This window comes from Ramlibacter sp. GS1-15 (assembly GCF_057785015.1).
In genome coordinates, this window is the sequence record NZ_JBYNTU010000002.1 from 158,200 (window position 1) to 180,145 (window position 21,946).

General features: G+C 65.9%; 15 protein-coding genes. 5 read left to right on the top strand and 10 right to left on the bottom strand.

The window, feature by feature from the left end:
- Positions 1–281: 281 nt before the first annotated feature.
- From AC3EF3_RS19760 to AC3EF3_RS19770, 3 genes are read right to left on the bottom strand one after another with little or no spacing between them, the layout of a single operon-like run.
- Positions 282–6,080 (bottom strand): DEAD/DEAH box helicase, encoded by a 5,799-nt coding sequence (locus AC3EF3_RS19760; protein ID WP_488533971.1) that lies wholly within the window; start codon positions 6,078–6,080, stop codon positions 282–284.
- Between the two features lie 24 nt (positions 6,081–6,104).
- On the bottom strand, positions 6,105–8,324 hold the full coding sequence (locus AC3EF3_RS19765; protein WP_488533972.1) for a coiled-coil domain-containing protein: 2,220 nt from the start codon (positions 8,322–8,324) through the stop codon (positions 6,105–6,107).
- Entirely contained in the window at positions 8,321–10,903 is a 2,583-nt protein-coding gene (locus AC3EF3_RS19770; RefSeq protein ID WP_488533973.1) for a hypothetical protein, read from the bottom strand. Before AC3EF3_RS19770 ends, AC3EF3_RS19765 begins: the two co-directional genes overlap by 4 nt.
- A gap of 475 nt (positions 10,904–11,378) precedes the next feature.
- On the opposite strand from AC3EF3_RS19770, the gene AC3EF3_RS19775 reads away from it, so the two are divergent.
- Complete coding sequence (locus AC3EF3_RS19775; protein WP_488533974.1) at positions 11,379–12,521, top strand: DNA cytosine methyltransferase; 1,143 nt, start codon at positions 11,379–11,381, stop codon at positions 12,519–12,521.
- Between the two features lie 389 nt (positions 12,522–12,910).
- Here the strand turns inward: AC3EF3_RS19775 and AC3EF3_RS19780 are convergent, their stop codons facing one another.
- The 3 genes from AC3EF3_RS19780 to AC3EF3_RS19790 all read right to left on the bottom strand — a co-directional run bounded on the left by AC3EF3_RS19780 (position 12,911) and on the right by AC3EF3_RS19790 (position 15,331).
- A complete protein-coding gene (locus AC3EF3_RS19780; RefSeq protein ID WP_488534116.1) occupies positions 12,911–13,441 on the bottom strand; it encodes a very short patch repair endonuclease in 531 nt (176 codons plus the stop codon).
- A gap of 175 nt (positions 13,442–13,616) precedes the next feature.
- A complete protein-coding gene (locus AC3EF3_RS19785) occupies positions 13,617–14,552 on the bottom strand; it encodes an HNH endonuclease (protein WP_488533975.1) in 936 nt (311 codons plus the stop codon).
- Positions 14,553–14,683: 131 nt separating this feature from the next.
- Positions 14,684–15,331 (bottom strand): 7-cyano-7-deazaguanine synthase, encoded by a 648-nt coding sequence (locus AC3EF3_RS19790; protein ID WP_488533976.1) that lies wholly within the window; start codon positions 15,329–15,331, stop codon positions 14,684–14,686.
- Here AC3EF3_RS19790 and AC3EF3_RS19795 point away from each other — a divergent pair.
- Positions 15,291–15,908: a hypothetical protein gene (locus AC3EF3_RS19795; protein WP_488533977.1), complete on the top strand. Its 618-nt coding sequence runs from the start codon at positions 15,291–15,293 to the stop codon at positions 15,906–15,908. The genes AC3EF3_RS19790 and AC3EF3_RS19795 overlap by 41 nt on opposite strands.
- 2 nt (positions 15,909–15,910) lie before the next feature.
- Here AC3EF3_RS19795 and AC3EF3_RS19800 read toward each other — a convergent pair whose 3' ends face one another.
- Positions 15,911–16,813: a sigma-70 family RNA polymerase sigma factor gene (locus tag AC3EF3_RS19800; RefSeq protein WP_488533978.1), complete on the bottom strand. Its 903-nt coding sequence runs from the start codon at positions 16,811–16,813 to the stop codon at positions 15,911–15,913.
- Positions 16,814–16,962: 149 nt separating this feature from the next.
- Here AC3EF3_RS19800 and AC3EF3_RS19805 point away from each other — a divergent pair, with 149 nt between their 5' ends.
- Together AC3EF3_RS19805 and AC3EF3_RS19810 are read left to right on the top strand one after the other, a co-directional pair.
- Positions 16,963–18,351, top strand: coding sequence for a DHA2 family efflux MFS transporter permease subunit (locus AC3EF3_RS19805; protein ID WP_488533979.1), 1,389 nt, complete (start codon positions 16,963–16,965; stop codon positions 18,349–18,351).
- A 25-nt stretch (positions 18,352–18,376) separates the two neighbouring features.
- On the top strand, positions 18,377–18,676 hold the full coding sequence (locus AC3EF3_RS19810; protein WP_488533980.1) for a hypothetical protein: 300 nt from the start codon (positions 18,377–18,379) through the stop codon (positions 18,674–18,676).
- On the opposite strand, the gene AC3EF3_RS19815 is transcribed toward AC3EF3_RS19810, so the two are convergent.
- From AC3EF3_RS19815 to AC3EF3_RS19825, 3 genes are all read right to left on the bottom strand, one after another.
- Entirely contained in the window at positions 18,673–18,918 is a 246-nt protein-coding gene (locus AC3EF3_RS19815; protein ID WP_488533981.1) for a hypothetical protein, read from the bottom strand. The genes AC3EF3_RS19810 and AC3EF3_RS19815 overlap by 4 nt on opposite strands.
- Positions 18,899–20,362, bottom strand: a complete 1,464-nt coding sequence (locus AC3EF3_RS19820) for a S8 family peptidase (RefSeq protein WP_488533982.1) — start codon at positions 20,360–20,362, stop codon at positions 18,899–18,901. Before AC3EF3_RS19820 ends, AC3EF3_RS19815 begins: the two co-directional genes overlap by 20 nt.
- 61 nt (positions 20,363–20,423) lie before the next feature.
- A complete protein-coding gene (locus AC3EF3_RS19825) occupies positions 20,424–20,825 on the bottom strand; it encodes a DUF3175 domain-containing protein (protein ID WP_488533983.1) in 402 nt (133 codons plus the stop codon).
- A 106-nt stretch (positions 20,826–20,931) separates the two neighbouring features.
- Here AC3EF3_RS19825 and AC3EF3_RS19830 point away from each other — a divergent pair, with 106 nt between their 5' ends.
- Positions 20,932–21,924 (top strand): Bug family tripartite tricarboxylate transporter substrate binding protein, encoded by a 993-nt coding sequence (locus AC3EF3_RS19830; protein WP_488533984.1) that lies wholly within the window; start codon positions 20,932–20,934, stop codon positions 21,922–21,924.
- Positions 21,925–21,946 lie beyond the last annotated feature (22 nt).

Genomic DNA, 21,946 nt, shown 5'->3' on the forward strand with positions numbered 1-21,946 from the left:
AGCCCCCGCCGCATTTCTCTTGACTGGCAGCGCCCGCGTGTCGCAGGGCGAGGGCATCGGCATCAGAATCGATAGGCGCGCGACATCGGTAGTCGGGCGCCCCAGAGCCGCAAGGGGGCGCGCATGAAGGTGTTCTGCAAGGCAGGCACGAGCGCGTAGAAAGCGGGCGAAAGGACCCGGAATCAAGCAGGTAGTCGTGCATGCCCGTCTCTCGCCCGGGATAGACGGGCCCTAAGTCGCGCAGCCAGCGACCCGTTTGATGTAACTGCAGCGGTGTGAGCTCAATTGAATTCTCCACTACGGGCCATGTCGATCACCCGTTGCGGCCTCCGGGACGCATTGAAACTGTCGACCAACCAGGTCTGGCCTTGGAAGCCGTCGTGCAGGGTTTCCTGTACCGCCTCCCTCGACCAGAAGGGGTGGATCAACACGAAGCGTTCCTGTCGGCGCTGGTTGCACAGGACCGTGGGCAAATCGAGCCTGCCGGCCGTCGTCGTCTCGAACAGGTCGGGACTGAGGCCGGCAATGTCGCGCGCGAGATCGGCCGCGTCGACATGCCAGTCTTCGAGCTCGGGCGCGGATTGCCAGTTCCCGTCGAGACCGGCGCGCCAGGTCGCGTCGACGAAGAGGCGTAGCGCGGACAGGCTCAATCTCCAGTCCAGCAAGCCGTGATAAGCACGGTTCCCGTATCGTTGCAGGCACACGTAGCACGAGCCTTTGCATTTGCTGCGATGCTCTTCGTCGAGGTAGCGCGAGACGAGCCTGTCATTTCCGGCATCGTGAACCATGCTTTCCATGAGTCGTAACACGAGCGGCCGAGCGCCCTCGGACAGCCTTCGGCAAAAACCTGCGCCATTGGCCAGATAGTCGGCGATCTGGATCACGGGGCGGCCGGCGCGCACGCGGGGTTCGAGCGGGTCGAACTCCTCGGGGTCGATATCCATCTCAAGTGCCGCTCGCTGCACCAGCAATTGCGTGGCGCTCGCGAGCGCGGCACGGACGCCCGTATCAGACGTTCGTCGTCCCACCCGCGACAGGTCGAGGCCGGCCGGGATCGTAGTGGGCGTGAGGAACAGGGCATCTGTCGACTTGCGGGACATCAGCATCACCGACTCCACCGGCTCGCGGCCTTCTACGAGTCGCCGCTGCTCCAGTTCCCCGATCTTGCTTTCCAATAGCGCCTGGTTCGGCAACGCCACGGGTCGGCGTTCCGCCCACACCTTGTGGCGTTTTACGGGCACGAGCGCGAAGCGCACGGGGTCGGAAGCTCCGTCCGACAGGCCCTCGTTGAGCCGCAGGATGCGCGCCTTGTTGGAGGTTCCGACCTCCAGGTTGGCTCCTTTTCCTGAGACTTCGATCCGATTGGACTCGATGGTGACGACGCGCCTGAAGCTGGTCAGGGTCTCGCTCTCGTCACCCGGCCGCGGCTCGAATGCCGTCGTGAACGCGGTCGGGCTCACGTGCTTCTGGTAGCTTGCGGCTGGTACTACGGAGCCGCAGTCCACGCACGCGCCATCCTCCGATGGTGTTTGCGGGTAACTCGCCACGGCTCCGCACACTTCGCACCGGGCGATCCAGCGGCTCTCGTCGCACCAATGGTCGTGGGATCTCACGGTCGAGCCGTCGCCGCGCGGCGCGATCAGCGTGCCGGATAGCCCGATGGATTCGAAGCGCTGCTTGTCCTTGACTAGCGACTTGCCCGGAGCGAACTCGAAAACGGCAAGGTCTAGTTCCCGGTCGACCACGGAGAACTCGGGCTGTCTGGAGCCGGGATTGCGCAGGCCGAGGTACAGCGGGCGCACGCGCGTGGGCATGCCGTACATGGGCAGGATGCCGTGTTCCGCCAGGTACTCGCCCAGCGGTTTGTCGGATCCCTTACCTTCTTCGGACACCTCCCAGAGGGCATGGATCGTGGCGTCCACGGCCAGAAGGTCTCGCAGTTCGGCCGCGAGCTCGCGGTCACGATCCGCGAGCGCGGCGATGTTCCGGTCGCGTGTCGCAACACTCTTCCCGAGAGCGTCGCGCAGGCGCTCTTGCCAATTGGAGTTGACGCGGAACAGTTCGGCCGCGGGCGGGAATTCGCCGTGCGTGTCGCGCAGCGCATCACCAGGGTACCGATCCCCATCCTCCCGCCTGAGCAGGTCGAAGGCAGCCACCAGCCATGCCTTGCGCAAAATTCTGAGCGCGATATCCCGGTGGTCGGAGCTGAGAAAGGGTGGGGGCGGTGGATCGCCCGTGATGGCGGCGGGGGAGCGGAAGTAGTGCAGATCGTGGCTTCGGCTGCGGCAGAGTGTCGCGATGAACGAGAACGCCTGGCCACGGCGCCCGGCTCGCCCGACTCGCTGCTGGTAGTTGAAACGCTGTGGCGGCATGTTCGCCTGGTACACCGCCTGCAACGGACCGATGTCGATGCCCACCTCCATCGTGGTCGTGACGGACAGTAGGTCAAGCTCGCGGGCTCGTCGCTCAAGCGGTTTGACCGGAGCTCCGTCCCTCGCGACGAAGATGCCCTTGAAGGCCCGCAGGCGTTCGGCCGGTGCATCCGTCTGGCCGGTGAGCTCGGCACAGTTCAGGCGAAACACCGCGGCCTCCGCGCGTTCCCCACGCACCATGCGGCGGGACAGGAAATTGGCCAGACGCAGTTCGGAGACTGGCCGCGCTTCCGTCGGGAGCGGCACGAAACATCGCGTGCAGAAGCCTACGCCGTGGTGCAGGTGGACGCGGCCGCAGTTCTCGCAGCGATAGTAACGAGCATCGTCGTCGACGAGTTTCACGTAGAGACCGGTCAGGCGCACGACGCCTTTCGAATGACCGTATCGATCAAGCTCGTTCAGGAGCCCTTCGAGCAGCTCCTGTTTGCGGTCGCCTGCATAGGCATCCGCCAGATTTCTCACACGGGCCGGCCATTGCCGCCAGTTCTCGATGTAGGCAGGGTCCTTCCACCGGTTGCCTTCGACGGCGTAGCTGTCCCCGAGCACGCGCAAGAAGGCGTCCAGACGGTCCGACTCCGGTAATTGCGTCGGCGTGACGGACGGATACCCGAGACCCGTCTCCTCCAGTGCGAAGTACGTCTTCGAGAACAGCACCTCGTACGTGAGTGGACGCTGTTCGTTCACCATCTCGGCACGCGCCTTGCCGGCGTCGCCGAACGCGTCGTTCGAAAGCCAGCGGATTTCACCGTCCGGCGATTGTTCGAGCCACTGGTACCACGGTCTCCCACGGAGCATCTGGATGCCTGCGGGGTCTGTCGGATGGACACCCAGTTCGACGTGGCGGCGCATCAGCGAACGAACCGTAGTGTCCTGGAAAGCATCGGGTTCCAGGATCGCGGCCAGAGGCACCCGGGAGTCCTTCCCGGTATGCTTGGCCATCTCCAGGCGCTTGTGCAGTTCGATCGCCTTCTGGAAATCCATGGCCGCGTAGGCGGCCTGGAAGTCCCGTTCAAGCATGTCGATGTCTACGCTCTCACGCTCCGCCTGAATCCGCGCGATCTCGGACACCAGTAGCTGGCGACGCATGTCCTGGTGATGCCGACGCTCGATGTCGAGGGCGGCCCGGGCCGCATCCTGGCGGCTGTCCGAAAACACGATGGACTTGGACGCGGTGCCGCTCGCATGCAGCAGCGAGAAGACCTCGGTTGCCAGCAGCTGCGAGGCTTTCGAAAAGCCAGTGCGGAAGCTGCGCAGCGGCGAGAGGGAGCCTGCGCCTCGCCTGCGGTGCGTGTAGTCGGTGCCGCAGCAGGGGCAGACCCTGGGGAGGGCCGATCCGGCCACCCGCCGATTCGCATGCGACACAAACAGCCGTCCTGCGACCGCGTGGCTGCCGGCGGTGCCTCGCTGCAGGAGCACGCTGTTGCGAGTGTCCAGGAAGCGCTCCGGCCAGCTCTCCTCGGTGTCGCCTTTCTTCGGGTCGCGCGTGCTCGGCCAGAACAGCGCGAACTCCTCGTGCGCCATGTTCTCATAGAGCGACTCGGACGAGCGTTCCGGCATATCCTCTAGGTCGGGGGCCGTCGTGAGCATCTCCGAGGCGCCGCCGAGATTCTCGCGGCTGCGGTGTCCGCCGGCATAGATCTCCCCGCAGGCTTCGCAGTACACGAGCTCGAACAGCCGTCGAACTCGGTTGTCGCTGCCCTCGGAATGCGTCAGGCCGCGCTCGACAGTCGGTGCGTCGAAGTGAACGGCGGCGCCGTCCTGTCGGAGCGTGGCGAACAGTCCCTCAAGGCTCCTGAAAAACGCATGCACCCGCACGCTGGGAAGTGTCCCGGGCACCTTCTCGCCGTACACGCCGCCCGGCCCCGTGCGGTCGCCTAGCCCGCGCAGGATGCAGAATCCCTGGAGGGCCCGCATGTGGAGTTCGCTCCGTCCACCGAAGAGGGATTGCGCCAGCTCGCATGCGCCGGTTGCCTTGGGGGCTTCGTCGCCCGAGGTGCAACAGGCATCGACCAAAGCGGCCGATATTTCGGTGACCAGCCGAGCGGCGATACGGTCCATGTCGCCGTCCACCGGAAGGCCCATGGCAGAGGCCGCGTCGGTGACGAGCCGGTCCAGCCGGTCATTGCGCTGCTCGATCCGGGGAACGAAGCGATCCGCACCTTCGGAGAGCGTGTCGACCACTGCCGCGAACTGTCGCGGATCGAAGGGTCGCTTGGCCTCGCCCGATTGCCTAACGGGTTGGCCACGCACGACGCTACTGAGCCAAGTGGTCGCGGAGTCGTCGCCGGGGTCGTCTTCCGACGCGGAGGTGCCGAAGGTCCCAAAAAACTGCCTGAGGTAAGTTGCGGTCTCGTCTGCTTGGTCCCCATCGGTGGGCAGGGATGCACTTGATCCCAGGATGCGGAGCTTGTGTCGCATGCCGGGTTCTGACAGGCCCAGGCGCGCGAGCAGTGTGCGTAGGAGCCCCACGACCTCGCTGCCCGCAGAGCCGCGGATTAGATGCAGTTCGTCGAGCACAAGGAAGAAGGAGGCGCGCGGATCGTCCCTGAGCCACTTCGCCGTCGCTTCCCAGATGGGAGCTTCGACCTCCCGAACGAGCATCGTGGCAAGCATCGACGTATTCGTGACTAGGACGTCGGGCGGCGACAATTGCATGTCCCATCGGGACACCAGTTCACCACCGTCTACTGACGGGAACATGTACCGGGTTTCCTCGGGATCCGGAACGGCGGCGCCTTCGCGGCGCGCCTGCTCCGCCTTCCTGCGCTCCCGCTCGTCATGCGCTCGCGCAGTGTCCTGGTCGGCCTGTATTGCGCGCATGCGCTCGGCGAGGGTCTCCATCGCGTTCGCCAGCCTCTTGCGCTCGCCGGGATCGTCGGCAAGCCGAGGATGCGACAAATGCCCGGTGACCGGGGCGTCACTCGTATATCGGCCGAAGAAGATCCGGTTGCCGGCGAATCGCTCGTCCATGACTGCGTGCGCGCCCGGCGAATCGAAGGTGCGGCGCAGGCGCGCCATCTGGTCTTCGACCAGCGCATTCATGGGATATAGAAGGAGCGCTCGCACCCCCTTGGGTCTTCCCTCGTGTTCGAAGCTGCGCCTCGCGCGGAACTCCCCTCCGCGTTCGAACCACGTTTCCAGATCGGGTTTGCGTTTGGGCGCCGGCCACGTGACTGCCTCGGCGGCGAGCGTGGCCAGGATCGGGAGCATGAAGGACTCGGTCTTGCCCGAGCCCGTGCCGGACGTCACGATGCCGGGGTGTCCCGGCTTTGCACCACGCCGGAGCATCTCCCATTGGTGCGTGTAGGGCTTGAAGAGACTGCGACGCCTGCAAGGGCCTTCTTCGGCGTCCTGTCCGGGAAACAACCCAGACAACGTCAACTCGACGAAAGCGCGGCGGGCATCCACGGACATATCGCCGAGCGGATCGCCGTCCCGCGGCACGGTGACCAGTGCTTCAAGCGGCTGGTCGTTCTCGCGGTAGCGGGGCACCGGTTCGAGCATGAGGTCCGTGGCGAGCACGCCCGGACGGCGAAGCAGTGCCCGACGGGCATCGGACAGTTCTTGATTCCGGATCCGAAAAGCGGTATCGAGGTAACTGAGCCAGAACTCGCGGATGCGTTCGAAGCCTCCGATAGGGTCGAGCATGTGTGCTTCCTTATGGGTGGATCGTCAAGCCCGGAAATGCAGCGACTCCGTCGCTTCGAGGCCGAGCACAATGGCGTGGGGCAATTCCTTGTCGACGTTCTCGGCGAGATAGCGGGTCCACGCAAGCGAGATGGCTTGGGCATCTGCACTACCGACTTCTTCTAGGCGCAAGCGCAGTCGCACGGCCCGGCCGATCGTGGAGAACGTCTTGCCCGTTTCGGCGAGCGTCATCATCTGCGCCGGGTCCACGGCGGGACGTTCCAGGGTCGTCCAGCGTAGTCTCCGGGCGTCGACAGGTGTAACCAGGGCCGCTGCCGGAACACTAGCTTTCGGATCCGCACGGGGCCGCAACGGCACAAAGATCCGGCTCAGACCGGCGGCACCCGGATACTGCTCGTCGACAGCCGATCCGCCGCAGGCGGTCGCGACCATTAGCAGATTCGGGGGGCGGTCCGGGCCGCGTAACACGTCGCCCAGCGAGCTCGCCCACAGATGGAAAGGCGATGCGTCCAGCATCGACAGGCACACGAGCACGGTTTCCTGCGGATGGGCGACGGCACGTTGCCACGCCAGAGCGAAGGCGGTGCACCTTCCTGTGGCCGGAATGCGCCAGATGTCGTCCAACCCGATCACACTCGGGTCCAGCACCTGCCGCCGCACGCGGCCGCCGGAAATGGCTCGCGCATAGGCGTCCAGGGAAACGTCCGCGCTGGGCCCCAGAAGCAAGACTGGTTCACCGGCGCGCGCGAACGCGTCCAGGAGGGTCAGATCAGCCACGAGAAGACCATGGAGGCGCGCTGCGGTAGCGAGGCTCTCGTGAAGCTGGGGGACTGTGATTTCCGAGACCTGAGGGGCGCAAGCGCCGCCCCACCACGGCGGAATCGGGGATGGCAGCAGGGCTGCACTGGATTCTCCCGCCCCATGCAGCAAAGACTCCAGTCGGTTTGCGAAAGCGGCAACTCCCTCGATTTCGTCTGAACCGGTCGTTTCGATCCGGTCGCGCAGACCTTCCGCGAAGGAGCGGACTTCCGCCCTGAGGGTGTCTCGGGCGTCGCGAAGGCTCTTCTCCTCTTCGGCGGCCTGCCGAATCCGCTCGGTTTCCTGGGCCCTTTCCGTCTGTGCGTGGGCAAGTGCCTGTTCGGCTTCCGCCAAGAGCGCCTGCTGATTTGCGCAGCGAATGCGCGCCGCCTCGGCATCTTGTGTCTGTCGCGCAAGGTCCGCTCTTGCGCTCTCGATCTGCGTCCTCAGCTCGGTGATCGTGGCACGTTCCCGTTCCGCATCGGATCGATGCGACGCGAGTTGCTCGCGCAAAGATGCGAGGTCCGCGTCGAGCCGTTCGCGCGCGCGGGTTTCCAGCTCGGGCCGGAGCTCCTCCTCGCGTTGACTCACCGCCTCGGCAAGCAGGGCTTTGCCTTCCTCCGTCTCAAGAAGTAGTTTGCGGAACTCTTCGATCGCTCCGAGCTCTCGGGCAAGGCGTGGCCAGTCCTCGCGTAGCCGATCGACGAGCGCGGTGAATTCGTGACCCTCCCCCGCGGACGTGCGCAGTTCGGTCAGCGCGCGTTCGATGCGGCGAAACAGCGATTCGTCGCTGGGGGCCCGCAGCATCGAATGACTCGTCAGCGCTTGACGATACCGGTTAATCACCCTGGATAGGACCTCCGCGTCGGAGGACCAGTCGAGGGTCGCCACGATCGGTCCCTGCGGGTATTCGCCAGATGGCAGGTACTGGAAACCCCTCACCAGCCCGACATCGGCCCAAGCCGGGTCGGAGACCTGCAGGGCCACAATGCCATCCCCGGGCTTGGCAATCCAGAGCCCTCGGTGATGCGCTTCGAACCGAAGCACGCTGCAGCGGCCACCGGTGAAGAGTGCCAGCACCTGACGGGCCTGGTGCGGTGGCAAGTGGATGCCTTCGTTCATGAGGCGGTGCCTCGCCTCCGGCAGCGGCAGGTGCGAAACATCCACGATCGGGATGGCTCGGGCCGGCTTCGTCGCGTGCTTCTCCGACGAGTTGCCCTGCACGTGGATGCCGAACACCCAGAAGCTCTCGATCATCCTGGTGTTGCCCAGGTCCGACGGCTTGACTCGGATTCGCGTGTTCACTGCGTTGCTACGATCGACCTTGACCCAGCCACCGTCGACCCACTCGGCGAGTGGCTCCATGAGGCCATAGAGGTGGTTAACCTTCTCCAGGCGCCCCAGCCAGAGGCCCTCTCCGGCCATCCCTTGCGTTTCGTCGTTCATCTTCCAGTACCCGTTGCGAGGTGTCTTCCCGTGTTCCCCCGGTGTCGGGCGATCCCTATTCGATCGGATGACCGTGATTGGGCCATGGGTGCGTGCATGTCGCCGATATACCGAGGGCCAAGGCAATTCGCGATCGCCAGCAGGGACTCGTTTGTGGACCGGTAGGCATATGTCCAGCCGTTCTCGCTCATTACCGGCCCGGGAGCCTCCAAGGTGGTCAGGTACGACGTGCGGGCCAGGTGAATCGGCAGATGACCCTCGGAGATGCACCGAAGCAGCTGCCGATCGCCGCTCGTGAACATGGCTTCCCCACTCAGCCGATACGCCTCCGCGAGTGCGACCGTCCGAGAGCGGGTCCTGACGAGCGCGCGACCCCTGTATCCCACGACATAGATGTCGGCGCGATCGGATTGCGGGCGTCGGTACCGGTCCAGCGTTACGCGGCCGGCATCGCGTGTCGCGTGGGTGAAGGTGCCCAGGCGCCAGTCCCATCGGGCAGCAAGTTCGTGTCGCGCTGGATCGTCGTCGGTCACCGGCCAGCAGCGTGGAGCCGCGACAGCGATGGCCTGCCGCGGCAGCTCGCAGGACCAACCGAGCTCCGAGCAGAATCGGGTGGGCTCGACATCCAGCGCGAGGGAGGTCGTCGGAGAGAACGGGCCCATGCCTGCGATGCTTTGGAATTTCCCGCCGAGCGAAAGCGCGGTTTCCCGAAATCGACGCCGGATGGTAGCGCTCGCGCTACCGGTGAGTGCCATGGCGTGGTTCCAGCCGCTGCCCATCGAGAGGAGGCGCGGCGGCCTGAGCCACCATCTTCTGGCTTTCCAGCGGACCGAGCCGGTGCACAGCAGCCATTCCGCCTCTTCCAGCGCACGCAGGATGTCCCATGGCGAGGGACCTGGCAGGAGCTCGCGCACGAGTTCGACCAGATCGGACTCGGCCCACCCGGAGCGGCCGCGTGCGTAGACGATTTCAAGGAAGTCGTCGAATGCTTGGCTATCCGGGCGCACATCAATTTCCGACTCGATCGTCCCGCAACGGGCAGTCAGCGGTCCCCAAGCCTCTTCGCGACATTCCGGTATCTCTAGCCAGTCCGGACCGGGGCGCGTCGTATCAAGCTGCTCGGGCGCGTCCGCGGTGAACTTGAGAGACTTCTCGTAGGCGAGGGCTGGAGCACGACCGACACTCTCCTCCAGCCTGAAGCGATAGGTACCCTCCAGGGGTTGCTTCGACTCCAGGCGGACGCGACCATCCCGCGAGTCGTGAAGAGCCGGGATTTCCGATGCGAGCGGCGTCGAGCTGAGCCCGACACTTCCCTTCCCCTGTCGGATCAGCCAAGGCAAGGCGGGAGGACGTCCAAGCCATCCCGCTCGAGTGTGGATGCCGCCTTCGACGCGGAGGGGGTCGGGAAGACTGTCGTCGGTGCCGATGCCCAAGGCGTGCATCGCGTCGGCAGCCTGGACACCGCTCAAGGGACCGATGATCCACCAGTGTTCCGTCGCCTTCTTGGTCGCGAGGGTCCCCAGCCGGGCGAGTCTGGTCAGCCGAACCGTCGTCGCGAGGAAGAGCACCCGCCGTTGGTCGGCTGGTTTTCTAGTTTCGAAGCTCCAGATTCCGTAGCGCTCTTCGACGAAGGGCGCCGCACCGGAAGCCAGACAGCTCACCAGCCGCTGCAGAACCCCACGCGATCCGGCCCATGCCGTGATCCGCGATGTGGCTTCGTCCAGCCGGCACTGTAGGCTGTCATCCGGCCCGCTGCGCTCGGTGCCGTCCCGTTCGTAAAGACTCGCGCGTATCGAGCTCTCCGAGAGAGATGTCCCGAGGACCAGCTCTGCCCGGGACAACACTGCGACCGGCTTGGGTTTCACGGCTTTGCCCAAGGCGCCGCACACCACCGCCCAGAACCTGTGGAACTGCAGCAGAGAAGCCTCTCGGTAATACAGCTGGCTGTATTCGTCCCAAGCCACCACCATTTGCGCGCGGTATCCCGCAGTCTCGGAGATCCTCCCCTGCAGGGCGCGCGCCGCGTCGTCAGGTGTCCGGATCCGCCCGCGCAGAGTGCGATTCCCCTCGAACTCGATGCGCAATTGCCGGATGTCCCGCCAACTCGGAAAGCTGACGGCGTTGGTCATGCCGATGTGCTCCCCGGGCCCCTTCGCCGGAAGAATGACGGCGCGCACCGGCAGCCCGGCCTCCCGCTGCTTCCGCGACCAATCGACCAACTTCTCCCAAAGGGTGGGCAAACCACCGCGTCGGCCGAAGGTCCGGGTCGTTCCGTACAGGCGTTGTAAATTGGCCCCGAACTCCTGTGTTTGTTCGTTCTCGTCCGCGCACGCGACTACCGCACAAGTCAGCACCAGAAAACGGAAGAAGCCGGGAGACTCAGGGTAGGGCCAGGGCTCGTGCCAACCGTCAGCGAGCACACTAGCCACCCGACTTTCGCCGACGCAGCCCTCAAGCAAGGTGGGGATGGCCGCATCCGCACTTGTTTCGAGAGCCTCGCCGAGTTCCTCGCGGGACGCATCGAGGTACGCCAGTGGCCCAGCGCCCCCACTGCCGTCCGCATGGAGGTAGTGCAGCACGAGCTTTCGCTCGACTTCCCTCGGGGAAGCCCGTCCGGACCCCTCGCTATTGCTTCTCATCGTCCTGCCGCCGGATCACGCCGGTCGGTCGCATCCTCCGCCACGGGATTGTTGCCGCTCGGTGCGTGCTCGCCAATCACCCGAAAGCGTTGCTTTCGACAATGCAGGCGACAAGCGAGAATGTTCCAGAAGAAGGAGCGCTACAACAGGGCTTCCCCTCGGGCGAGCCGATGTTTTCAGGACGGCGAGCGGCGATTTTGGCGAACTTCGCAGAGATAGATGTTCCCAGCCGGTTGCCGATTTGCTCCATGGCAGTTCGACACCCTTGACGTAGCTGGCCGGATCCTGTTCGAGACCCTGAGCCCGCGCACGTGGAGTCATACGTTCACCGCGCTGTTTCGCAGCATGCCGCGACCGCCCCCTCGAGCTTTTCCCTGCTTTTCGGTAGCATGCAGGCCCAGTTCAAGGGCAAGTCATGAAATGCGCGGGGTTGTTCGCCGGGATCGGCGGGATGGAGTTGGGCTTGGCGGCCGCCGGGCACGAACTCGAGTACCTTTGCGAAATCTCCCCCGCGGCGCAGGCAGTTTTGACGCAGCGGTTCGGAGGCATTCCGCTGGACAGCGACATCCGGAAGGTCCAGTCGCTGCCGGAAGTGGACATTCTGGCGGCCGGTTTCCCCTGCCAAGACCTCAGCCAAGCTGGGCGCGGCGCTGGAATCGCGGGCGAAAACTCCGGCCTCGTGAACGAGATCTTTCGCCTTGTCAGCCGAGCCAAGCGGAAGCCCTCGTGGCTGGTACTTGAGAATGTTCCTTTCATGTTGGCGCTGCGCCGGGGCCGAGCAATGGAACACGTGGTCGATCAGCTTGAGGAACTCGGCTATCGGTGGGCGTATCGAGTCGTAGATGCCCGCGCTTTTGGCATCCCTCAGCGACGCCGAAGGGTGATCATTCTCGCCAGCAGGGCCGAGGATCCCGAAGACGCGCTTCTCGCGCCTGATTGGGGTGAGCCGCCCAATAACGTGCGTCGAGATACAGGGCGTGGCTTCTACTGGACGGAGGGGAACACGGGGCTAGGCTGGGCGCCAGGTGATGTTCCGACGCTCAAAGGCGGATCCGGGATCGGGTTGGCATCTCCGCCCGCTGTCTGGTTCCCAAGTAAGCGGTCGATCGAGATTCCCTCCATTCGCGACGCAGAGCGCCTTCAGGGCTTCGACGCGGATTGGACCGAAGTGGTGGAGCGGGATCACGGCGTGTCGCAACGGTGGAGGCTTGTCGGAAATGCGGTGTGCGTGCCGATGCTTGAGTGGGTGGGATACCGACTTGAGACGAACGAGACCTACGACTCCAGTTTGAATCTTGCATGGGATTGGGACGTGCCCAGGTGGCCCACCGCCGCGTGGGGTGGTCGCGGTAAGCGCTATGCAAGTGCCGTGTCGGAGTGGCCCTGCTTCATTCCGCGCGAGACGATCAACGCGTTTCTGCGCTACCAATCACGACCGCTCTCGCAGCGAGCCACGCAGGGATTCTTGAAGAGGGCCCTGGCCAGCAACTTGCGATTCGAGAGTGGTTTTCTGGACGACGTCGCTTTTCACGCCCAAGTAATGGCGCTGGTGCCATAGCAGAAGCCAGAACCAGCCGGCGGCTCCGCTTCGCCGCAGGGGCATGCGCGACGGAGTCGACGAATCGCTGGATGCAATTACGCAAAGCCAACTATCGTGGTCCCAGTCATCTCTGGCGAGCGCCGCCAATGCCTGCGGACGAGCGCGAATCGTGTGCACTCCAGAGACGCGTTCATTGGGTCGGGCAACGCGATCTGCTCGATGAGGACTTCGGCGTTGTCGACACGCGTGTGTTGTCCGGCAACCTAGATGGCGCAGTTGCAGGCTCAAGGCAACGGACGGGTGCACGTCGTGAACCCGGAGCTTTGGCAGGGGGTAAGAGGCGCCGGTGATGGTCTCAAGCACCCGCTCAGCGAAGGCTGAGCCGCACCCGGGAAATTCGACCTGCATCAAGGTGCTTCTGCGTAATGCTCTCTCGCCATTGCTAGTTCGCAGCGACAACGCCGAACGTGCTGCGCGATCTGCTCCACTGCCCCACCAATAGCCACATGTTCCCAGATCCGAAGAACCTCCCAGCCCGCCCTGGTGAGCAGTAGTTCGGTCTCTGCGTCGCGCCGCCGGTTCGACTTGATTTTCTGAGACCACCACTCGGTATTTGAGCGAGGCGTTGTCGCATGCTGCGGGCAGCCATGCCAGAAGCAGCCGTCGAGGAAGACCGCGAGACGAATCGCGGGGAACGCGATATCGATGCTACGCCGAGTCATCCCAGGGACTGGCAGATGTTTGCGAAACCGCAGCCCTTGTCGGTGGAGCATGGCCCGTATCTCGACTTCGCGCGGATTGTCTCGTCCTGGCGTAGCAGCCATGCGCTTGCTGACTGCGGGGTCGGTCCGCCTGCCGACTCGAGCCGCGCAATCTTTGTTCGTCATTGGATGTCTGTAGGGTTGGTGATCGGTGTTCCGCAATCTGGACAAGCGCATTTTTAACCGCCACGGATCCAAGTAAAAATGAAGATGTTGAAAAGCCGTACGCTGCGCCGTCAATGGCGCACAGATGCTGCAAAGGACTCAGGCCGCGTGGCCAGCGCGCACTTGTGACGCTACGCGAATGGTGTCCAGTAGCACTGTGCGTTGAGTCCCTTCAACTCTCGACGTGCTAAGACTGAAATATCACGTCTCGGTGGTACTCCAAGTAGTTGAGCTGCTTGGAGCTAAATGTGCACGTCAGGGTAGAAGGCAGGTGTAGCCGGTCGCGGTTGTCTTCGGTCAATATCGGCGACACCAACAAGTCACCTTCATGACTAAATGAAATCAATCCGCGATCAAACAGAAAGTCAGCGTGAGGGGCCAGAAGCAATCCATTGCTGCCGTCAAGCCGCTCTGTCGAATCTGCGCAGGATCGCCATGGCTTAATGTGACTCGCAATCAGGAGAGTAGGAGACTTTATTCCAGTTACCTTGCAAGAGTTCTCGATGCCGAACAGGTTCTGCCTGAACAGTCCTTGTCCTCTCCGCGCCTTGCAAAGCTGCTCTTTCTCAGTGGCGGAAAGTGACGTGTCTTCCATGATTCGCTGTTCGGTCGCATTCTCAAGCGCATCACGAAGCGACTGATCAGTAATCGTTGCATCGAGCTGAGGCGGCACAGTGCCGCCAGCTCGAAACCGTATTGCGTTGAACAGTGAGGCCGAAATTTCTGAAAGATAAGCCTTTTGATTCCCGTTGCCGTCCTTGGCACGAATTGGGGAGTACTTGGAAGGCAGCAGGTGAGCGATTTCACTCAGAAAGTCTTTGGGGCGTAATTGTGGGATCGCCACCCATTTAGTTGGGAGAAGCCAGCCAATGTCGGCCCAATTTGCGCCGACGGTGCCAAACTCTTCAGGTCTCGGGGCGAGAATTGCACCGTCGGTAACTGTTCCGAGCGCACCTAATGCCCCGTGCGAGTAGGACACGACGGAATCACCAGCTCGTGCGAGCCGCATGTTGTAGTAGTACTGGCTGAACTTCCCATCACGCTCTACGACGGGCGACCACAAATAGCCACCAGCTATTTCCTGTTCGGACGTCTGTTTGTGATTGACCCACCAAAACTTCATGCCTACCCCGACCTCCACTGCCGAGCAGCATACAAGTCTTCGTTCGGCTAGTCGATGCGTGCGACACGCCATCGGTATCCGAGTTCAAGTGACCGGGCTAGGTGCGCGCCGAGCGGCCACGACAGCGCCAGCTACGCAGGCGGAGCGCCTGCGAAACAGGCGTAGCCTTTTGCTCGTAGCGCGCACGCTGGGCACGTTCCGCATCCAAAGCCCCATGTGTGACGCGCGGTGCGGTCGCCAAGGTAGCACGTATGCGTCTCGTCGCATATCGCCCTGACTAGCGTGTCGCCACCAAGTCGGCGCGCCATCTCCCACGTCCCCGCCTTATCCACCCACATCAGCGGCGTCTCGATCACCAGCCGCGCGTCCAGCGCGAGGCCGAGCGTCACCTGCAGGCTCTTCAAGGTGTCGTCGCGGCAATCGGGGTAGCCGCTGTAGTCGGTCTCGCACATGCCGCCCACCAGCACGCTGATGCCGCGCCGGTACGCGACGGCGGCGGCGTAGGTGAAGAAGACGATGTTGCGCCCGGGAACGAAGGTGTTGGGCAGGCCGCTTTGCTCGTACGCGATCGCCTTGTCGGCGGTGAGGGCCGTGTCGCTCACCTGGCCGAGCGAGCGCAGATCAGGGCCCAGGCCAAGGCAGGTCGCGGAGTCCTGGCCGCCGGAGAAGAGGACGAGGGTGTGGGGTATGGAAGTGGTGTGCACGTTGGCCGGCGCGGCAAGTTGGCAGAATGCGGCGATGGACGATCGCCCGATGGACACCCGGTTGCTTTCCGCCATGACGACGGAGCACTTCGTGCTGCAAAGCGCCAATGGCTCCACCTACGCGGAAGCCTCGGCGCGCAGCTCGCTGTACGTGATGGCGCTGTCGAGTTCGCTGGTGGCCCTGGGCTTCGTCTCGTCGTCCCGGCAGCTTTTCCTGCCGTTCGCCGCGACCATCCTGCCCGCCTTGTTCCTGCTCGGGCTGTTCACGGTGGTGCGCCTCGTCGAGACCGGCCTCGAAAGCATGCAGTACCTGCGCGGCATCGCGCGCATCCGCGCCTACTACCGCACGTTGGGGCCGGAGGCGGCCGAGCAGTTCAGCGCGGAGCACGGCCGCTGGCCCGAGGTCACGTCGCACGCCTTGCGCCTCGGCCCCGCGTTCGCCTTCTTCGGCACCACGGCGAGCATGGTCGCCGTGACGAACCACGTCGTGGCCGGCGCGGGTGTCGCACTGCTGGTTGGCTCGACGTGGCCGCAGGTGTCGACCTGGGTCTGTGCGTTGCTCGGCGTCGCCGTCGCGGCAGCGCTCACGTGGGTGTTCTATCGCTACCAGCGCTGGCGCTTCGGCGAGGCGGAGCCGGCGCAGGGCTGGTAGCCTCAGGGCCGCGGCGACAGCTCCGCGGCGTAGCGGCCGTAGCGGAAGTCGCGGATCGACGTGACCTGGCCGCCGTCGACGCGCAGCACGACCAGGTAGGGCGGTGCACCGGCACCCTCGCCAGCCTCGGTGCGCACCCACAGCGCCGGGTGGCCCTCGACATTCAGCGGTGTCATGACCAGGCCCTGCGTCTTCGCGTAGTTGGTGAAGTACTCGCCGCCGCGCTCGACCTGTCGTGGCTTGCGGCGTCCGACCAGGTCCAGCCGCATGTTCGATGCGAGCAGGTCGCGCAGGCCGTCCCAGTCGCGCGCGTTGAAGCGGTCGGCGTAGGCGGTGAGCAGGACCTGGTCCGCGGGTGAAAGGGCGGGCGGCGGCGCGGCGTCGTCGGGTTGCGCCGCGAGCTCGTGCAGGCGCGCGCGTCCGCGATGCAGCGCCGCCTTCACGGCGGGCACGGTGGTCTCCATCACCTTCGCCGCTTCTTCCGCTTCGTAGCCCAGCACGTCGGCCAGGATCACCGCGCTGCGCTGCGCGGGCGCCAGGCGCATGAAGGTGCGCAGCGCCGCGCCGGCGACGATGCGGCGGTCGGCCTGCTCGTTCGGGTCGGCGGCGGCTTCTGCTGCGTCGTCGCTCTCGTCGAAGACGGCCTGCTCGCGCGCGCGTTTGCGCAGGTGGTCCATCGCCGTGTTGTGCGCGATGCGGAACAGCCAGCCCTCCACGTTCTGCACGGTGCGCGCGTCGTAGCTCTCGTTGGCCTTGATCAGCGTCTCCTGCACGATGTCCTCGCCGTCGAGGATGGAGCCGACCATGCGCGCGCAGTAGCGGTGCAGGCGCGCGCGCAGCTGACCCATGAGCTGGGGGAAGTCGGGGTCGGGCAGGTCGGAGGGGTAGGTGATGGAGTAGGTCATGGTGGAGGCGCCAACGACCCCGGCCTGCGCCGGGGTGACAAGTCATTGTGAGACGTTTGGCGCGGCGCAAAGGATGCGGTCGCGCGCAAAAGGATTTGCGCATCGTCGGCGCGGGCCGGGTCGTCTTTCGTCGACGAAAGGACGATCCCATGGAAGACCTCAAATTCACGAGCACCCAGCGCTGGGTGCTGGCGCTGGCGGCGGCCGGCTCGTTCATGGCAGTGCTGGACGCGATGGTGGTGACCACGGCGCTCGAGACGCTGCGGCACGACCTGGCGGCGTCGGTGACGGCGCTGGAGTGGACGGTCAACGCCTACAGCCTGAGCTTCGCGGCCCTGCTGATGACGGGCGCGGCGCTGGGCGACCGCTTCGGACGACGGCGCATGTACGTCGCGGGGCTGCTGCTGTTCGCGGCGGCGTCGGCCGCCTGCGCGGTGGCGCCCAACACGGTCTGGCTGATCGCGGCGCGCGCGGTGCAAGGCGTGGGCGCGGCGTTGGTGATGCCGATCGCGATGGCGATGCTGGGCGCCGCGTTCCCGCCGGCGCAGCGGCCCAGGGCGCTGGGGATGTTCAGCGGGATCACGGGGCTGGCGGTGCTATCGGGGCCGGTGGTGGGCGGGGCGATCGTGCACGGGCTGGCCTGGCAATGGATCTTCTGGATCAACCTGCCGGTGGCGCTGGTCGTCGCGTGGGGGGTGCGCGCCAAGGTGCCGGAAGGCAAGGGCGCGGCGGCGCCGTTGGACGTGATGGGCGTGGTGCTGATGACGGTCTCGCTGGTGCCGCTGGTGTGGGGCCTGGTGCACGGCAACACCGCCGGCTGGACCAGCCCGGATGTGGTGGCCGCACTGGGCGCGGGCGTGGTCTTCGGCTTCGTCTTCATCGCCTCGCAGCGCCTGCGCGCGTGGGACGCGATGATCCCGCCGCGGCTGTTCCGCTCGCCGGTGCTCGGAGCCGGCCTCATCGTGGCACTGCTGCTGTCGGCGTCGCTGCTGGGCACGCTGTTCTTCATGGCGCAGTTCTTCCAGCTGACGCGCGGCGCCTCGCCGCTGGCCGCGGGCGCGAGCATGCTGCCGTGGACGGCGACGCTGTTCGTGGTAGCGCCGATCGCGGGTTCCATGGTGCGCAAGGTCGGCGAACGCACGCTGGTGGTCGCGGGCCTCACGCTGCAGGCGGGCGGGATGCTGTGGCTGGCGCTGCTCGCGCGCGGCGATGCGGCCTACATCGCGTGGGTGCTGCCGCTGGCGGTCGCCGGTGCGGGCATCTCGATGGCGATGCCGGCGGCGCAGAGCGCGGTTTTGGGTGCGGTGGAGCCCCAGGACATCGGCAAGGCCTCGGGCCTGTTCAACACCTTGCGCCAGCTGGGTGGCGTGCTCGGCGTGGCAGCGACGGTGGCGGTGTTCGTGCGCACGGGCGGCTACGGCAGCGCGCGCCAGTTCAGCGACGGCTTCGCGGCGGCGCTGGTGGCGTGCGCGTTGCTCTCCCTCGCCGGCGCGGCGATGGGATTGCGCCTGCGCGCCGGCCGGCGCATGCTGTGTTGATGGCCAACGTCGAAGGAGCGAAATCATGAGAACGGTGGTGGTGCGCTACCAGGTCCGCCCGGAAGCGGCGGCCGAGAACGAGCGCCTGATCCGGCAGGTGTTCGAGCAGCTCGCGCGCGAAAAGCCGCAGGGCCTGCGTTACCAGTCGATGAAGCTGCCCGACGGCGTGAGCTTCATGCACGTGGCGACGCACGAAGGCGCGAGCAATCCGCTCACGCAACTGGAGGCGTTCAAGACCTTCGTGAGCGGGATCAAGGACAGGTGTGTGGAGCAGCCGGTGACGACGGAGGTGGAAGTGGTGGGGACGTACGTTGCCGGGACCTAGCGCCTGACCTTCGCCCGCGTGTCCGGCAGCGGGGTGAAGGTCTCGGGCGCGATCTCCCAGCCCGCGTGCGCGGCCACCGCCTGCTCGAGCACCTCGCGCGGCGCGTCGACCAGCATCATGCGCGGCGAGGCGTCGAGCACCTTCACCTGCGCGAGCGTCTGCAGGTGCGCGTGCAGCGCATCGGGCGCGGCGTCGCCGCCCGTGCGCCGCAGCACCCAGCGCTTATTGGGTGAACCAGCCATTGCCTTCGAATTGTGCGCCGAAGCCCAGGGGCTTCGCGGCGGCGTAGGCCAGCTGCAGGATGGCGTCGCTTCTGGCCTGGTTGCGCGGCATGTGCAGCACGCTGGTGTGCGCCGAGAGCAGCCGCGCGATCGCGCCGGTGACGGACGGGCAGGCCATCGAGGTGCCGTCCATCACCGCCCACTGGTCGCCGGGCACGGTGGAGACGACGGCCACGCCGGTGCCCGCCAGGTCGATCTGCATGCCCCAGTTGCTGAAGTTGGCCATGAACAGCTGCTTGTCCTTCGTGCTCGCCTTGCCGACATCGTCGGCCGATGCGCTGTCGCTCGGGTACAGGCCCTTGCGGCCGAAGGCGCCGACGGCGACGGCGCGCGGGTCGGCGGCAGGCTGGCCCACGCTGTGCAGGCCGTCGTTGCCCGAGGCGACGATCACCACCGTGCCCTTGGCGCGCGCGTCGGCGATGGCCGAGGCCGTGGCCGGATCGGCCGCGCCCTGGCTGCCCAGGCTCATGTTGATGAGGTCGCAGCCGTCGGCGACCGCGGCGTCGATGGCCTTGGCGATCGAATAGTTGGACGCGCCCTCCTTGCCCTTGCCGAACACGCGGTAGGCGCGCAGCGTGCACTTGGGCGCGTAGCCGCTCATGCGCGAGGCCGGCCCGCGCGCGCCGACGATGCCCGCGACGTGCGTGCCGTGCTGGTCGCCGTTGTCCGCGAAGTCGCCCGGGTTCTCGCCGACCACGGTGTTCTGGCCGCCGGCGATGGGCACGTCCTGGTGCGGGCCGCTGCCGGTGTCGATGATGCCCACCGTGACGCCCGCGCCGTCGGCGCCCGGCGCCTTGGCGCGGTAGTACTGCAGCACGTCGGTGGCGCCGAGGTCGATCGCGTGCAGGGCGAGCGGCTTGGCTAGCGGCAGCGCGACGTTCTTTTTCAGCAGGGGCCAGTACGCGTCGACCGGGTAGACGTAGATGCGCTCCAGCTTCTTCGCCGAGCCGAGCGCCAGGCTCACGCTGCCGTTCTTCTTCGTCTTGCCCTGCGCGCCGACGCCGTTCCTGAAATCCGTGAAGGCGACGACGGTGGCGCCGGCGACCGGCGCGTTCGAGCCTTCGGCCACGACCTGCAGGGTGGCCTTGCCGGGCTTCGCGCCCGATCGGGTCTTGACAGCGGACTGGATGCGCGGCTGCGGCGCACGGGCGACCTTGTAGAACACCTCGGGCACGATGCGCACGCCGGGCGCCTGCGCGCGCAGGGCGGTGATGCCCTCGGGCGTCATCTCCACCAGCTTGATGCCGTTGTCGTGGGTGGAGTCGATCACCTTCATGTGCGCATGCGCCGCGCGCGGGCGCAGCGAGGCCATGAAGGCGTCGACGTGCACGTTGCCGCCGACCGAGTCGGTGGTCAGCCCGCGCGGGGGCAGCAGGATGAAGCGTTGGGCAGCCTGTTTGGCCATGGCAATCCTCCTTGTGTGACAGGGAGGGACAGCCTAGGCCTGTTCGGCCGAAAGCGCATCCTCACTTGTTGGTGTGCCGCTTGTCGTGTTTGGCGGCGTCGTGCTGGCCGCTGGGGCCGCCGCCCTTGGGCTCGGCGGGTTTTTCCACCTTGCGACCGAGCTGGGTCGTCTTGCCGGTGGTCGGCTTGCCGTAGAGCTGGCGCAGTTCGTCCTTGCTCCTTTCGAGCTTCGCGCGCTCGTCTTGCGGCAGGTTCGAGCCGGCGCGGTTGATGTAGAAGGTCAGCATGGACATTGCGCTCCTGTACGGGTCGGCCTTGCGGCGCTCGCTGTGGTCGGCCGAGTCCTTGAGCGACTTCGCGATCGCGCGTGGGCTGCGCTTCTTGAAGACGTCGCGCTCCAGGTCGAGCGCGTTGCTCTTTTGGGTGACTTCCTTCGACCACTGGCGGGCGCTCGCTCGGGCCATTCCTTGCTCCGGATGAAGCGCCCACTGTGCGCCTGAGGTGCAGGGCCCGGATGTAGGCCGGGTTCCCGATGTGTTGAAGGATGGGCTGTCCGGTAAATTACGCAGCATGAAGCTCAATCGCCGCACCTTCGCCGTCGCCGCCGCAGCGGCCGTCGCCTTTCCCTCGTTCGCGCAGGCCACGCGCACCATCCGCCTGCTGGTCGGCTTTCCGCCCGGCGGCGGCACCGACGCGGTGGCGCGCCTGCTGGCCGAGCACCTGAAGGAGCCGCTGGGCGCCAATGTGATCGTCGACAACCGCGCCGGCGCCGGCGGGCAGATCGCGGCGCAGACGCTCAAGGCGGCGCCGGCCGACGGCAGCACGCTGTTCCTCACGCACGACCACACGATCTCGATCCTGCCGCAGGTGACGAAGAACCCGGGGTTCGACCCGGCCACGGACTTCGTGCCGGTCGCCGGCTTCGCCACCTTCGTCAACGCCTTCGCGCTGTCGGGCGGGACGCCGGCCAAGTCCTTCCCCGACTACCTGAAGTGGATCCAGGAGGGCGGCGACAAGGCGGGCGGCAACGCCCGGGCGGGCCGCGGCACGGTGGGCGTGCCGGCGCCGGCTTCGACGCCGGAGTTCCTGGTCAAGCTCATTGGCGAGAAGTACAAGCTCGATCTCGTGCCCGCCCCCTATCGCGGCAGCGCGCCGATGATGCAGGACATGCTGGGCAACCAGATCGCCGCTGGCACGGGCTCGGTGCCGGACTTCATCGAGAACCACCGCGCCGGCAAGCTGCGCATCGTCGGCGTGCTGGGGCGCGAGCGCCAGCCGCTGCTGCCGGACGTGCCGACCTTCCGCGAGATGGGCCTGGCCGGCTTCGAGGACGTGCCGTACTACGGCGTGTTCGGCCCCAAGGGACTGGGCAACTCCCTCATCGTCGAGTTCGACAGCGCGATGGCCAAGGTGCTCGCGCTGCCGGTGGTGCGCGAGCGCATGCAGGCGATGGGCCTGGCGCCCGAATTCATGACGGCGCAAAAGCTCGGTGAGCGCGAGCGCGCGTACACGCAGGCCTGGGCGCAGATCATCAAGGCCAAGGGTTTCGCGCCGGCCTCGTGATGTAATCGCGCCAGTTCCGCGA

What these genes read in the sequence shown, in the direction of transcription:
- AC3EF3_RS19790 (WP_488533976.1), bottom strand. Translation starts at nt 15,331, where the DNA reads ATGGCGGAAAGCAACCGGGTGTCCATCGGGCGATCGTCCATCGCCGCA.
- AC3EF3_RS19785 (WP_488533975.1), bottom strand. Translation starts at nt 14,552, where the DNA reads ATGAAGTTTTGGTGGGTCAATCACAAACAGACGTCCGAACAGGAAATA.
- AC3EF3_RS19810 (WP_488533980.1), top strand. Translation starts at nt 18,377, where the DNA reads ATGAGAACGGTGGTGGTGCGCTACCAGGTCCGCCCGGAAGCGGCGGCC.
- AC3EF3_RS19830 (WP_488533984.1), top strand. Translation starts at nt 20,932, where the DNA reads ATGAAGCTCAATCGCCGCACCTTCGCCGTCGCCGCCGCAGCGGCCGTC.
- AC3EF3_RS19815 (WP_488533981.1), bottom strand. Translation starts at nt 18,918, where the DNA reads ATGGCTGGTTCACCCAATAAGCGCTGGGTGCTGCGGCGCACGGGCGGC.
- AC3EF3_RS19795 (WP_488533977.1), top strand. Translation starts at nt 15,291, where the DNA reads ATGGACGATCGCCCGATGGACACCCGGTTGCTTTCCGCCATGACGACG.
- AC3EF3_RS19760 (WP_488533971.1), bottom strand. Translation starts at nt 6,080, where the DNA reads ATGCTCGACCCTATCGGAGGCTTCGAACGCATCCGCGAGTTCTGGCTC.
- AC3EF3_RS19765 (WP_488533972.1), bottom strand. Translation starts at nt 8,324, where the DNA reads ATGAACGACGAAACGCAAGGGATGGCCGGAGAGGGCCTCTGGCTGGGG.
- AC3EF3_RS19800 (WP_488533978.1), bottom strand. Translation starts at nt 16,813, where the DNA reads ATGACCTACTCCATCACCTACCCCTCCGACCTGCCCGACCCCGACTTC.
- AC3EF3_RS19780 (WP_488534116.1), bottom strand. Translation starts at nt 13,441, where the DNA reads ATGCGCTTGTCCAGATTGCGGAACACCGATCACCAACCCTACAGACAT.
- AC3EF3_RS19820 (WP_488533982.1), bottom strand. Translation starts at nt 20,362, where the DNA reads ATGGCCAAACAGGCTGCCCAACGCTTCATCCTGCTGCCCCCGCGCGGG.
- AC3EF3_RS19805 (WP_488533979.1), top strand. Translation starts at nt 16,963, where the DNA reads ATGGAAGACCTCAAATTCACGAGCACCCAGCGCTGGGTGCTGGCGCTG.
- AC3EF3_RS19775 (WP_488533974.1), top strand. Translation starts at nt 11,379, where the DNA reads ATGAAATGCGCGGGGTTGTTCGCCGGGATCGGCGGGATGGAGTTGGGC.
- AC3EF3_RS19825 (WP_488533983.1), bottom strand. Translation starts at nt 20,825, where the DNA reads ATGGCCCGAGCGAGCGCCCGCCAGTGGTCGAAGGAAGTCACCCAAAAG.